The following is a 12231-nucleotide window of genomic DNA, read 5'->3' on the forward strand; positions in this document are numbered from 1 at the left end:
CGCCTCTTGATCGAGTGAATTGATTGTCTTCGACAAGAGAGCCTACCTGGCCCGCGTGTGCGTTTCCCCGCTTGCTGGCTTTCTGCTCTACTCGTGGTGGCGCCGCCGCTGGCGCTCTGGCCAAGGGAAGCGTTCATGAGCCGATCGGTGCATGTTCCTGTCGGAATTTTCGATAGCCTGCGCTACGGGTTTGCGCAGGTTGCCACTGTCCCCACGCCGTTTGGCGACGTTGTGTATGTGTCCGGCCAGGTTGCCTGGGATGCAGAACAGAACGTCGTTGGCGCTGGCGACATCGGCCGTCAACTCAGCAAGAGCTTAGAAAACCTTAGCGTTGCGCTGGCATCTGTCGGTGCGAAACTCGATCAGGTGGGTGCGTTGCGGCTCTACATCAAGCAGAGTCACATCCAAGAAGGCAAAGCCATCAGCTACGCCCTCAAGGCGGCGTTTGGCGATCATCCGCCGTGCACGACCTGGATTGGCGTGCCAAGCCTTGCCAGAGATGAGTTCCTGATCGAGGTGGAGCCTTCTGCGGTTTTCCTGGCGCGAAACGGCTGATTGCAGTCTGGGTGAGGCTCGACCGTAAGCACCGAACCGACCGTGGCAGGAGCATTGCGTTTGGGCGTAAGGAATTACGGAGGCGGCATGTCGGCCACGCTGCTAGCGCCTGCCGCAGAACCGGTTCAACTCGTCCGCGGTCTGCTGCGGAAGCTCCTCCGGGAAGAAATGTCCTCCATCGAGCGGCTTTCCTTGGACGTCGCCGGCCCAGTTTCGCCATAACCCCAAGGGGCCACCCGCGCCCGCATACCATGAATTCAACGGTCCGCGGCCGCTCCAGAGGACGAGAACAGGGCAATCGATCCGACGGCCGGAATTGCGATCGGCCAGATCGTGCTCGTGATCAATTGTCGCCGCCGCGCGATATTCCTCGCAGATCGCATGAACATGCGCCTCATCGCGCAACGCCTCGACGTAGGCCGCCCGTACGGCTGAACTGAAACTGTCTGCGCTCGACCCCCAACCATGGAGCGCATTGTCGACGACGGCATCGGGTGCTGCGGACAAGAGCCGCTCGGGGAGCGGCTCAGGCTGCGCGAGCAATGACCAAGGCCAATAGCCGACTGCCAGTTTCTTGTCGGCGCGTTCCCAGGCATCGGCGATCGGAACGACGTCGAGGACGGCGAGCCGTTCCACGCGCTCGCCATGGTCGAGCGCAAGCCGATAAGCGACGCGGCCGCCGCGATCATGGCCCGCTACCGAGAAACGGATGAAGCCAAGCTTTGTCATGACGGACACCATGTCTTTTGCCATCGCCCGTTTCGAATATGGCGCGTGGTCCGGGCTGGAGGGCGGACAAGCGCTGCGACCATATCCACGAAGATCGGCACAAACGACGGTGAAGTCTTGCGCGAGCAACGGCGCAACGTCTCGCCACATCAGATGCGTCTGGGGAAATCCGTGCAGCAGGAGAATGGCCGGTCCGGAACCGCCCCGGCGTATGAAAATCCGCGCGTCCTCGGCCTGAACATCGGCGGCTTCAAAAACCTCAAACTTCATGGGACGAGCCCTTTCCGAACGACGGCGAACCAAGAAGCAATCCTATTCCGCCAACTGACATCGACGCCCCGGATGCAGGTTGGGTTCCGCCGCGATATCGTGTCGTTCGAACGATGTTGCGATCGCGAAAACATTCCGAATAGGTGAGTGGAGGTGTCGGAACGAGGCGCCGCCGAACGTCTTCAGAGATATCGGCCCTAACCAGAGGTTAAGCCATGGATAGTTCCATCCTGAGGCCTGCTTCCGAACTCGCTCGCACGAACAAGGCCCATTTTCCCAACGAAAGCGCCGACTACCGCCGCGCCCGGCAAAGCCTTCTGGCCGAGGAGATCGAGCTGCGTCGCCAAATCGAGCGTGTGGCTAAACTGCGCCGGGCGCTGCCGCCCGGCGGCGAGGTGACGAAAAACTACGTGTTCGAGGGCGAGGACGGCAAAGCGAAGTTCTCCGACTTGTTCGACGGCAAGCAGACGCTCGCGATCTACAGCTACATGTTCGGGCCGCAGCGGCAGACGCCATGCCCGATGTGCACCTCATTCATGAGCACGTGGGAGCACAAATTGCCCGACGTCGAGCAGCGTATTGCCTTCGTCTTCATCGCGCGGTCGCCGATCGCGCGTTTGATCGAGGCAAAGAAGGCGCGTGGCTGGTCACGACACAAGATCTTCTCCGACATCTCCGGCGATTACACCCGCGATTACGTCAGCGCCGAAGACGCCGACGTGCCCGGTTACAGCGTGTTCACGCAGCGCGACGGCACAATCCGGCATTTCTGGTCCGGCGAGATGGGGGCCACGATGGCCGACCCACAACAGGACCCACGCGGCGCGCCCGACATCGATCCGCTCTGGACCATCCTCGACACCACGCCAGAGGGGCGCGGCACCGACTGGTATCCAAAGCTCGCGTACTGAGCGCTTTCTGCTGTCATTGGCCGCGCGTGCCGCGCAATCCGATCTACAAAGGTCGTTTGGCGGACGATGATCTCTATAAGGTCACAAACCCGAAACAAAAATGGCCCCGGCTCATGCGAGCCATTCGTCTCGCGTCCGGATAAATCCAAACTTGGTTGCGGGGATGCGCAACCACCGAGGGGCCGCACCACTGCCGCGAACGGTCGCCGAATCATTGAGAGGAGGTGTCGGAACGAGGTGCCTCCGGCAATTGTGATTTACGCCTTTCCTATGATCCGCTTGCTCGATTACGGAACCATGGGCGACTGGAATACTTACTCGGTTCAGCCTGATGGAGAGCAGAAATGTTCATCGTGATCGGAGCAAACGGCCGTGTCGGCTCGGCAGTGGCGTCGACGTTGCTGAATGCAGGTCGGCCAGTCACGGCCGTGCTTCATAGCAGCAACAACGAAGCCGATTGGCGCAAACGCGGCGCCCAGACCGTGGTCGTCGATGTGCGCAACACCGACGCCCTGCGTGCGGTGTTCAGAACGGGCACCCGCGCTTTCCTGCTAAACCCGAACGCCGATGTCTCGGCCGACACCGATCGTGAGGAACATGCTACTGTTCGGAGCATCGTCGCGGCCGTCGACGGATCCGGTCTCGAGAAAGTCGTCGCGGCATCCACTATGGCGCCCAGCCGGGCGAGCGCTGCGGCGATCTCAATATCCTCTACGATTTCGAGCAGGCGCTTGCCGCGCGATCGATACCGGCGACCATACAGCGAGGCGCCTACTACATGAGCAACTGGGACGAAATGCTCAGTGCCGCGACGGGAGGCGTGTTGCCGACAATGATTCCGGGAGACATGAAGATCCCGATGGTCGCGCCCGCCGATCTCGGCAAAGCGGCCGCGCGCCGTCTACTGGAGCCACCTTGCGGTCATGATGTACATTATGTCGAAGGGCCCTTGCGATATTCGCCGCAGGACGTAGCGGACGTCTTCGCGGCGGCGCTCGGCAGTCCGGTGAAGGTCGAGGTCCTACCGCGCGATCAATGGATTGCGGCTTATCGAAAGCTGGGCTTCTCTGCCGCAGCGGCCGAATCTTATGCGCGAATGACCGCAGTCAGCGTCGATAGCGGCTTTGCCATGTCAGAGCCCTTCGAACGCGGGAGGACCACTCTCGAAGACTATATTGGCACGCTTGTCGCCAAGTCGCGCGGCTCGCACGCTCTGCCAGCGGGGCACGGCGCGCCTCGAGAGAGTTGGCATTGAGGAAGGCGCAACCACCGCGGTGACAACCGCCTATTCAAGCAAACCCGCCTTGCTCAACCCCTCGCGCAAGCGCTCCGAGCCTCCGGCTGATGCGAGCTGGATCGTGCTCAGGAAGCGGGCGATCGTCAAATCGGGACAAGGCACATTGGCGCAGCCGCGGCCGTTCTGGCTTCATCTTCCAGTCCTGCCTGTGCCGACGCGGCCGCGTGCCAGACGCGCGAATGTTGCATCGCGGGCAAATGGTCCATCGCTGTCCGGCTTGGTTCCAACGCCTCTCGATATCGCCCGGCAGGACATAGCCGTTGCTGATGACGGCCATTTGAAGCGTTACGGACGCGTACAGGCGCCCGAGAACTTACCCCTCCAAAATCGCGACCGCTCTTGTCCATCCCGCCGAGGCTCGTTCGATCTTCACGGGGAAGCATGACACCTTGAAGCCGGTTGGCGGCAGCAATTCGAGATTGTGCAGCTTCTCGAGATGGCAATAGCCGATATGACGGCCGGCCTTGTGCCCTTCCCAGATCAGGCTGGCGTCTTTGGTCTCGGCGTATTTCTTCGCGGTGTGAACGAACGGCGCGTCCCAGCTCCAGCCGTCGGTGCCGGTCAGGCGCACACCGCGCTCGAGCAGGTACATGGTGGCTTCATAGCCCATGCCGCAGCCCGACGTGACGTAGTCCTGCCGGCCATATTTGGCGCCGGCGCTGGTGTTGACCACGACGATCTCGAGCGGCTTCAGCTCGTGGCCGATGCGCTTGAGCTCGGCCTCGACGTCTTTCGCCGTCGCGACATAGCCGTCCGGCAAGTGCCGGAAGTCGAGCTTCACGCCGGGCTGGAAGCACCATTCCAGCGGCACCTCGTCGATGGTCCAGGACCGCTCGCCGCGATTCATGGTCGGATGAAAATGCCAGGGCGCATCGAGATGCGTGCCGTTGTGGGTGGAGAGGCTGACCTGCTCCACCGCCCAGCCCTGGCCATCAGGCAGGTCCTCGGCCTTCAGTCCGTCGAAGAACTGCAGCATGCGCGGCAGGCCCTGCTGGTGATTGATGTACTGGATCGTCGGATGATTGCCGGGCGGATCGGCCGGCACGTCGTTCTGGAGGGGGACGGAGATGTCGATCAGCTTGCTCGTCATGGCGCTTCCTCGTTGATTGTTCTCGTTGGCGGCCGTCAGGCGTCGCTTCAGACGCGCCTGCAGACTTCCCCTTCAGGTTTCTTGCCCTTCAGGTTTCTTGCCGCTCGACGCGGTTCTTCAAAATACCGATCTTCTCGACCTCGAGCTCGATCGTATCGCCATGCTCGAGAAACCAGCCGAGCTCGAGGCCGCAGCCATTGCCGACGGTGCCGGAGCCGATGAATTCACCGGGCATCAGCGTCTCGTCCTGGCTGACGTGGGCGATGATCTCCTCGAAGGAAAACAACATGCCCTCGCTCACGCCTTTCGAACGGGTCTCGCCGTTGACGCGCGCTTCCATCTTCAGCTTGTAAGGATCGCCGATCTCGTCCGGCGTCACGATCCAGGGCCCCATCACGTTGCCGCCGTCGAAACTCTTGCCCTTGGCCGGGCCGAGCCGTCCCTCCATCTCGATGCGCTGGGCGTCGCGCGCGGAGAAATCGTTGAAGATGGTGTAGCCGAAGATGTGATCCCCAGCTTTCGCAGGCGTGATGTTCGCGCCCTTGTTCCTGGTGATGATCCCGAACTCGAGCTCGTAGTCCATCACCTTGCTGTAGCGCGGCCATTTCACCGTGGTGTTGGTGCCGCGGACGCTGAAGCGGTTGGTGATGTAGTAGATCGGCTGCTTGCGATAGACCTCGGGCAGCTCGCCGAGCGGCTCGGCGTCGATGCGCGCCAGTTCCGCCATGTCGCCCCTGGCGCGTGCGGCGAGCTTCCGCTGCCCGCGCGGCGCTTGCAGGATGTGCAGCGCAAACGACATGCCGTCGCGCATTTGCCGGGGCACCGGCACCGGCGCGAGGATGTCGACGGCGCTGACTGCCGCCGACAGCGTCGCGTCCTGGCCGTGCTTGTCCAGCAGGGCCCGGGCAGAATCGAGCGCGCGGGGCCCGGCGTCGATCAGCGCCAGCATCGAGCCGAAGGCCGGATCGGCCCCGCCGTCCCGCGCGGCCGCGGCGGCGAGGTCGAACATTTGGCTGTCATTGGCGTGGACGGCGCCGATTTTCTCCTGACCGGCCGATCTGAATGTTGCGAGCTTCACCCTGGACTCCCCTTGCTATCGTTTGAAATATATGATCAGATAAAATATCGATAAACAAGTCTGAAAAATACAAAGTGGGGAGAGCGCGGTGAGGCGAACGCAGATAAGCAGCGTGCTGGCAGGTCTCACACTCGCCGTCGGGGTGTCGGTTGCCTTGACGGCGACAGCGCTGGCGCAGGCCAAGATCCAGATCGGCTGCACGGCGACCTCCGACTGCGCCTCGGCCATGGTCGCGGTCGACGAAGGCATTTTCAGAAAGCACGGGCTGAACGTCGAGATGACGCCGATCGCGATCAACTCCAACATTCCGGCGGCGATCCTCTCGAACTCGATTCAGGTCGGCGGCCCCACCTCCACCGTCTTCCTGCAGGCCGTCGACGGCGGTCTCGATCTCGTCGCGATCGCCGGCGCCTCGGTCATGAACCCGACCTCGAACACCGCGATCGCCGCGTTCGTCCGCAACGGCATCACCATCAAGGATCCCAAGGATTTCATCGGCAAGAAGGTCGGCGCGCCCGGCCTGAACGCCTTCCTGCACGTGCTGTTCGTGAAATGGCTGGTCGAGAAGGGCGTCGACCCCAAGAGCGTCAATTTCGTCGAAGTCACCTTCCCGACCATGGCCGACATCATCAAATCAGGCGGCGTCGATGCCGTGCTCACGGCCGAGCCGTTCGTCACGCGCATGAGCAATGCGGGGCTCGGCACGGTCGGCGCGCGGTACGGGGCCGAGCTCGGCCGTACCGATCCGATCATCTTCTATGCCGCATCGCGCGACTGGGCGGAGAAGAATGTGGCGACTGTGAAGAAATTCCGCGAAGCCATCGCGGAGGCCGCCGTCATCGTCAACAGCGACCCCGAGAAGGCCTCGGCCTCGATCGCCAAATTCACCAAGCAGCCGCTCGATCTCGTCAAGGCGACGCCGCCGAACCAATCCGAGCCGAGCCTCAAGCCGCAGAACCTCAGCTGGTGGATCGAGGTGATGTCGTCGCAGAAGATGCTGCAATCAAAGCTCGACACCACGAAACTGGTGCTGAACTAAGGGATATCGACGATGCCTGCTCCCGAGCGCAGTCTCGAACGCCTGCCGACGGAAGCCGGCACCTTGAGCGAGCGCGCCGCAAGCCTGATCGAGCAGGACATCCTGGCCGGAGATCTCGCGCCGGGATCGCGGCTCGGCATCGTCGATCTCGTGCAGCGTTACGAGATCGGCGCTACCCCCTTGCGCGAAGGCCTGTCGCGGCTGATGTCGCGCGGCCTGATCGTCGGCATCGGCCAGCGCGGTTTTCGCGTCGCCGAGGTCAGTCGCGAGGATCTCGCCGACATCACCTGCATGCGAACGGCGATCGAGATCGAGGCGGTCAGGCTCGCCATCCTGCACGGCGATGCCGCCTGGGAGGCCGGCATCATTAGCGCGCTGCATCAGATGCGCCGGCACATCGAACGCACCGGAAATGAATTCCGCGAGGGCGCGGCGGAGTTCGACCGGCTGCACAAGGGCTTCCACACCGCGCTGCTCGCCGCCTGCGGCTCGCGGCGCATGCTGGCCGCCCACTCCGACCTCTACGACCAGGCCTACCGCTACCGCCGCGTGATGATGAGCGCCATCGACAGCGGCGAGAGATTCATCCGCAGTCACCAGATGCTCGCCGACCACGTGCTCGCCCGCGACGTGGCCGCCGCGCAAAACATGCTCGCGGCGCATCTGCACGCGACCATCGATTTCGTCTATCCGCAGGCGGGCGAGGAGCAATCATGAGCGTCGTTGCCAGGCTCATTGAGGCGCGCGCCACGCGGCGGCAGAAAACGCTGATCGCGTTCAACGCCGCAACGCTGCGGCTCGGCGGCAAGACCATCATCGAGAATCTCGATCTTCAGGTGCGGCCGGGCGAATTCCTCTGCATCGTCGGCGCCTCCGGCTGCGGCAAGACCACGGCGCTGCGGCTCGCTGCCGGCCTCTATCGCCCCACGAGCGGCGCGGTGACGTTCGACGGCGAAGAGATCACCGCGCCGCGGCGCGAGGTCGCGATCGTGTTCCAGGATTACGGCAAGGCGCTGTTGCCGTGGCGGACCGCTTCCGGAAACATCTCGCTCGCGCTGGAAGCCTCGCGTGTCCCGGCGCGCGAGCGCGGCGCGCGCATCGAGGCGCTGCTGCGCAAGGTCGGCCTGCCCGCCCATGCCGACAAATATCCGACCGAGATGTCGGGCGGCATGCAGCAGCGGCTGCAGATCGCGCGCTGCCTTGCGCAGGAGCCGACCACGCTGCTGATGGACGAGCCGTTCGGCGCGCTGGATGCGATGACGCGGCAGGGCTTGCAGGACGAGGTGCTGTCGCTGACGCAGGCGAGCGAGACCACCGTGATCTTCGTGACCCACGATCTCGACGAGGCGATCTATCTCGGCGACCGCGTCATCGGCCTGTTGCCGCATCCGGGCCGGATCGGGATCGAGCTCGACGTCGACCTGCCGCGTCCGCGCGACCAGCTCGCCACCCGCGAGCATCCGGAATTCCTGCGGCTGCGCCGGCAATTGTTCGACTTCATCAAGGCGACCGAACATTGAGCCTCGACCGCACGAGGCCCTTGCTGCTGCCGCTGGCGCTGATGCTGGCGTTCGAGCTCTGGGCGCGCCTCACCCATCTGCAAAGCGACAGCCTGGCACCACCGAGCGCAATCCTCGCGGCGCTGGCCAATGCGCTTGCCGATCTCTCGATTCCGATCGCGACCCGCGACACGCTGTTCGCCGCCTTTGCGGGGCTGGCCATCGGCAGCGCCATCGGGCTTGCGCTCGGCATCGCCTTCGGCATTTCACGTCCCCTCGACCGACTGATGGAGGTGACGGTCGAGGCGATCCGCCCGATTCCCTCGATCGCGCTGCTGCCGATTGCGTTGATCGCGCTCGGCTTTGGCTACCGCATGGAGATCGTGATCGTGGCGTTCGCCTGCGTCTGGCCGATGCTGATCCTGACGCGCAGCGCGGTGCGCAGCATCGAGCCGCGATTGATGGAAGTGTCGCGGGCCTTGCGGCTGAGCGCGCCGCAACGGATCGCGAAGATCGTGATCCCGGCCGCACTGCCGCGAATCTTCGTCGCCTTCCGCCTGTCGGCCGGCATCGCCCTGATCGTCGCCGTCACCGTCGAGATCGCCATCAACCCGATCGGCCTCGGTGCCGGCATCATGCTGGCGCAGCAGGCACTGCGCGCCGACCTGATGCTCGCCTATCTCGTTTGGATCGGCGTGATCGGCTACGCGCTGAACATCCTGTTGATCGCGGCGCAGCGCCGCCTGTTCGGCCGCGCCGCGCTCGCCGGAGACAATCCATGAACCGCGCAGCGATCCTCTGGCGTGTCGCCAGCATCCTCGTCGCAGCCAGCTTCATCGCGGCGTGGCAGCTCATTGCCAATCTGAAGCTGGTGTCGCCGGTGTTCCTGCCCGGTCCTGAGAGGGCCTGGGCCGCTTTGGTGCGCGGCTTTTCGGGCGGTGATCTCGCGGGCAAGCTGATCGGCACGCTGGAGCACATGGCCTATGGCTGGCTCGCCGCCTCGATCGCCGGCATTGCGCTTGGCGCGCTGATCGGTTCGTCCAAGATGATGCGCGCCTATGTCGCGCCGTCGCTGGAATTCCTGCGGCCGCTCCCGGTCTCGGCGATCATCCCGGTCGCGATCGCGATGCTCGGGCTGACGCAAGGCATGGCGCTGTTCGTGATTGCCTTCGGCGCAATCTGGCCGATCATGCTCGCAACCATTCACGGCTTTGCCGCGGTCGAGCCGCGGCTGTATGAGGTCGCCCGCTCGCTGCAGATGTCGCGCACCGCAATCATCGCCAAGATCGCCCTGCCCTCGGCATTGCCGGATATCCTCGCGGGCATGCGGCTCAGCCTGACCGTCGCGCTGATCCTCTCGGTGGTCTGCGAGATCCTGGCCGGCCTCGACGGGCTTGGTCACTGGGTCCTGCTCTCGGCACGCGCGTTCCGATCCGCCGACCTCTTCGCCGGCGTCATCCTGCTCGGTGCGACCGGATATTTGACGTCGATTGCGATGTCACTGGTCGAGCAGCGGCTACTCGCCTGGCAGACCGCGGCGAGGTAGCGCGGCGATCCCATCGCCCAACAAAAACGGCCCGCATCAAGCGGGCCGTTGTCGTCTCGGATCCGGTGAAATCCGAATTTGGTTGCGGGGATAGGATTTGAACCTATGACCTTCAGGTTATGAGCCTGACGAGCTACCGGGCTGCTCCACCCCGCGTTAAACCTTTGCGCGCCTTCAGTTAGATCCTGGGGACGGTCGGTTGAGGCCGGCGCTGGTCGCGCTGGCTTGTCGCTTCCGTCCCAAAGGCTTCCTTGGAAGGCGACCCCCGGGCAATGCCCGTCGGGTGCGGGGGCTATGTATCAAGGCGGGCTGCCTTTGGAAAGGGCTGCGGGAACGTTTTTTTCGACTTTGTGACAGGGGGATGGGCGGATTTCCGCGCCGTTCCGCGCGCTCTTGCCAGAAGTTCCACAAAGGGCCAGCTTGCGGCAACAAGATGAGGGGCGAAAACGCCTTGGGTCATTCCGGGGCGATGCGCAGCATCGAACCCGGAATCCATTTCGCAGCACGTTATGCGGCTCAATGGATTCCGGGTTCGCGCTTCGCGCGCCCCGGAATGACGAGAAATGGGGGGCTAATATTGACCGACACATTCGATTTCGTCGTCGTGGGCGCGGGCTCGGGCGGCTGCACGATTGCAGGGCGGCTGTCGGAGGATGCGGGCACATCCGTCGCGCTGCTCGATGCGGGCGGACGCAACGACACTTGGCGGATCACGACGCCATTCGGGCTGGCGTTGCCCTACGTCGCAGCCAACTGGGCCTTCGATACCGTGCCGCAGAAGAGCTTGAACGGCCGCATCGGCTATCAACCGCGCGGCAAGGGCCTCGGCGGCTCCTCGGCGATCAACGCGATGGTCTACATCCGCGGCCACAAATGGGATTACGACCACTGGGCCGCGCTCGGCAATGCCGGCTGGTCGTATGCGGACGTGCTGCCCTATTTCAAGCGGTCGGAGAACAACGCCGATTTCGACGGCGAATATCACGGCAAGGGTGGCCCGCTGCACGTCAACAAGCTGCGCTCGGACAACCCGATCCATGACGTCTTCCATCAGGCCGCGCGCGAGGCGCAGTTCCGCATCCGCGAGGACTTCAATGAAGAGGACCATGAGGGGCTCGGCAGCTACCAGGTGACCCAGCGCCACGGCGAGCGCTGGAGCGCGGCGCGTGCTTATCTGGATCCCTATCTGGGCAAGCGGCCGAATCTGCGGGTCGAGACGGGAGCGCAGGCAACGAAGATCCTGTTCGAAGGCGGGCGCGCGGTCGGCATCGAATATGTGCAGGGCAGACAAAAGAAGCAGCTGCGCGCCCGTCGCGAGGTGATCCTCGCCGCCGGTGCCTTCCAGTCGCCGCAGCTGTTGATGCTGTCGGGACTAGGCGACGGCGATGCGCTTGCCGCGCACGGCATCGGCGTCGTGCATCACCTGCCCGGCGTCGGGCGCAATCTGCAGGACCATCCGGACTTCGTGTTCGTCTACGCCTCCGATTATCCGCACTTCGTTCACGCCTCGATCAGTCGGCTGCCCTCCCTGCTGCGCGGCATCCAACGCTATCGCCGCGAGCGGCGCGGCGTGATGACCACCAATTTCGCCGAGTGCGGCGGCTTCCTGAAGACGCAGCCCCACCTCGACGTACCGGACATCCAGCTCCACTTCGTCATCGCAATGCTCGACGATCACGGCCGCAAGAAGCACAAGGAGGCCGGCTTCTCATGCCATTTCTGTCTGCTCAGACCGAAGAGCCGCGGCAGCATTTGGCTGAAAAGCGCCGATCCGCTGGCAGCACCGATGATCGACCCGAACTTCCTGGGCGAGGAAGAGGATGTCGAGAGGATGGTCGCGGGCTTCAAGACGACGCGGCGCTTGATGGAGACGCCGGCGCTGCGCGCATTGCAGAAGAAGGACATGTTCACATCCGACGTGAGAACGGACGAGGACATCCGCGCCGTTCTGCGTGCACGCGTCGACACCGTCTATCACCCCGTCGGCACCTGCAAGATGGGCACGGACGCGATGGCCGTGGTCGATCCGGCGTTGAAGGTGCGCGGCGTCGGAGCATTGCGCGTGGTCGACGCCTCGATCATGCCGACCCTGATCGGCGGCAACACCAATGCGCCGCCATCATGATCGGGGAGAAGGCAGCGGATATGATCAGTGGGGAGGTGCGGTAGTTACTCTCCTGTCATTGCGAGCGCAGCGAAGCAATCCAGAATCCCTCC

The 12231-nt window shown here is 63.7% G+C and carries 12 protein-coding genes, 1 tRNA gene and 1 pseudogene; 10 read left to right on the forward strand and 4 right to left on the reverse strand.

Features of this window, described 5'->3' with window-relative positions; all coding sequences use genetic code 11:
• Positions 1 to 135: 135 nt before the first annotated feature.
• Positions 136 to 555 carry a RidA family protein gene (locus tag XI05_RS25435; RefSeq protein ID WP_271506945.1) on the forward strand — a complete coding sequence of 140 codons (420 nt, stop codon included), beginning with the start codon at positions 136 to 138 and terminating at the stop codon, positions 553 to 555.
• Between the two features lie 102 nt (positions 556 to 657).
• Here the strand turns inward: XI05_RS25435 and XI05_RS25440 are convergent, their stop codons facing one another.
• Positions 658 to 1554 (reverse strand): alpha/beta fold hydrolase, encoded by an 897-nt coding sequence (locus tag XI05_RS25440; RefSeq protein WP_271506947.1) that lies wholly within the window; start codon positions 1552 to 1554, stop codon positions 658 to 660.
• Positions 1555 to 1769: 215 nt separating this feature from the next.
• On the opposite strand from XI05_RS25440, the gene XI05_RS25445 reads away from it, so the two are divergent.
• From XI05_RS25445 to XI05_RS25455, 3 genes are all read left to right on the forward strand, one after another.
• A complete protein-coding gene (locus XI05_RS25445) occupies positions 1770 to 2465 on the forward strand; it encodes a DUF899 family protein (RefSeq protein WP_271506949.1) in 696 nt (231 codons plus the stop codon).
• A 344-nt stretch (positions 2466 to 2809) separates the two neighbouring features.
• Positions 2810 to 3247: an NAD(P)H-binding protein gene (locus XI05_RS25450; protein ID WP_271506951.1), complete on the forward strand. Its 438-nt coding sequence runs from the start codon at positions 2810 to 2812 to the stop codon at positions 3245 to 3247.
• Positions 3244 to 3720 carry a hypothetical protein gene (locus tag XI05_RS25455; protein ID WP_271506953.1) on the forward strand — a complete coding sequence of 159 codons (477 nt, stop codon included), beginning with the start codon at positions 3244 to 3246 and terminating at the stop codon, positions 3718 to 3720. Before XI05_RS25450 ends, XI05_RS25455 begins: the two co-directional genes overlap by 4 nt.
• Positions 3721 to 4075: 355 nt before the next feature.
• On the opposite strand, the gene XI05_RS25460 is transcribed toward XI05_RS25455, so the two are convergent.
• Together XI05_RS25460 and XI05_RS25465 are read right to left on the reverse strand one after the other, a co-directional pair.
• On the reverse strand, positions 4076 to 4852 hold the full coding sequence (locus XI05_RS25460) for a cyclase family protein (protein ID WP_260381079.1): 777 nt from the start codon (positions 4850 to 4852) through the stop codon (positions 4076 to 4078).
• 88 nt (positions 4853 to 4940) lie between these two features.
• Positions 4941 to 5930: a fumarylacetoacetate hydrolase family protein gene (locus XI05_RS25465; RefSeq protein ID WP_271506955.1), complete on the reverse strand. Its 990-nt coding sequence runs from the start codon at positions 5928 to 5930 to the stop codon at positions 4941 to 4943.
• 88 nt (positions 5931 to 6018) lie between these two features.
• Between XI05_RS25465 and XI05_RS25470 the strand changes: the two genes are divergently transcribed.
• Genes XI05_RS25470 through XI05_RS25490 form a run of 5 tightly spaced genes read left to right on the forward strand, consistent with a single transcriptional unit; the run spans position 6019 to position 10014 of the window.
• On the forward strand, positions 6019 to 6969 hold the full coding sequence (locus XI05_RS25470; RefSeq protein ID WP_271506957.1) for an ABC transporter substrate-binding protein: 951 nt from the start codon (positions 6019 to 6021) through the stop codon (positions 6967 to 6969).
• A gap of 12 nt (positions 6970 to 6981) precedes the next feature.
• Positions 6982 to 7686 (forward strand): GntR family transcriptional regulator, encoded by a 705-nt coding sequence (locus tag XI05_RS25475; protein ID WP_271506959.1) that lies wholly within the window; start codon positions 6982 to 6984, stop codon positions 7684 to 7686.
• Positions 7683 to 8489: an ABC transporter ATP-binding protein gene (locus XI05_RS25480; RefSeq protein WP_271506961.1), complete on the forward strand. Its 807-nt coding sequence runs from the start codon at positions 7683 to 7685 to the stop codon at positions 8487 to 8489. The genes XI05_RS25475 and XI05_RS25480 overlap by 4 nt, the downstream gene beginning before the upstream one ends.
• Positions 8486 to 9250: an ABC transporter permease gene (locus XI05_RS25485; RefSeq protein WP_271506962.1), complete on the forward strand. Its 765-nt coding sequence runs from the start codon at positions 8486 to 8488 to the stop codon at positions 9248 to 9250. The genes XI05_RS25480 and XI05_RS25485 overlap by 4 nt, the downstream gene beginning before the upstream one ends.
• Positions 9247 to 10014 carry an ABC transporter permease gene (locus tag XI05_RS25490; RefSeq protein WP_271506964.1) on the forward strand — a complete coding sequence of 256 codons (768 nt, stop codon included), beginning with the start codon at positions 9247 to 9249 and terminating at the stop codon, positions 10012 to 10014. Before XI05_RS25485 ends, XI05_RS25490 begins: the two co-directional genes overlap by 4 nt.
• Before the next feature lie 79 nt (positions 10015 to 10093).
• On the opposite strand, the gene XI05_RS25495 is transcribed toward XI05_RS25490, so the two are convergent.
• A tRNA-Met gene (locus XI05_RS25495) sits at positions 10094 to 10170 on the reverse strand.
• A 421-nt stretch (positions 10171 to 10591) separates the two neighbouring features.
• Between XI05_RS25495 and XI05_RS25500 the strand changes: the two are divergent.
• A pseudogene (locus XI05_RS25500) lies at positions 10592 to 12183 on the forward strand (GMC family oxidoreductase).
• Positions 12184 to 12231 lie beyond the last annotated feature (48 nt).

It is taken from the genome of Bradyrhizobium sp. CCBAU 11357, from assembly GCF_028128865.1.
Classification (GTDB): domain Bacteria; phylum Pseudomonadota; class Alphaproteobacteria; order Rhizobiales; family Xanthobacteraceae; genus Bradyrhizobium.

Coding starts and splice junctions, on each gene's coding strand:
- XI05_RS25435 (WP_271506945.1), top strand. CDS start 136: ATGAGCCGATCGGTGCATGTTCCTGTCGGAATTTTCGATAGCCTGCGC.
- XI05_RS25440 (WP_271506947.1), bottom strand. CDS start 1,554: ATGAAGTTTGAGGTTTTTGAAGCCGCCGATGTTCAGGCCGAGGACGCG.
- XI05_RS25445 (WP_271506949.1), top strand. CDS start 1,770: ATGGATAGTTCCATCCTGAGGCCTGCTTCCGAACTCGCTCGCACGAAC.
- XI05_RS25450 (WP_271506951.1), top strand. CDS start 2,810: ATGTTCATCGTGATCGGAGCAAACGGCCGTGTCGGCTCGGCAGTGGCG.
- XI05_RS25455 (WP_271506953.1), top strand. CDS start 3,244: ATGAGCAACTGGGACGAAATGCTCAGTGCCGCGACGGGAGGCGTGTTG.
- XI05_RS25460 (WP_260381079.1), bottom strand. CDS start 4,852: ATGACGAGCAAGCTGATCGACATCTCCGTCCCCCTCCAGAACGACGTG.
- XI05_RS25475 (WP_271506959.1), top strand. CDS start 6,982: ATGCCTGCTCCCGAGCGCAGTCTCGAACGCCTGCCGACGGAAGCCGGC.
- XI05_RS25480 (WP_271506961.1), top strand. CDS start 7,683: ATGAGCGTCGTTGCCAGGCTCATTGAGGCGCGCGCCACGCGGCGGCAG.
- XI05_RS25490 (WP_271506964.1), top strand. CDS start 9,247: ATGAACCGCGCAGCGATCCTCTGGCGTGTCGCCAGCATCCTCGTCGCA.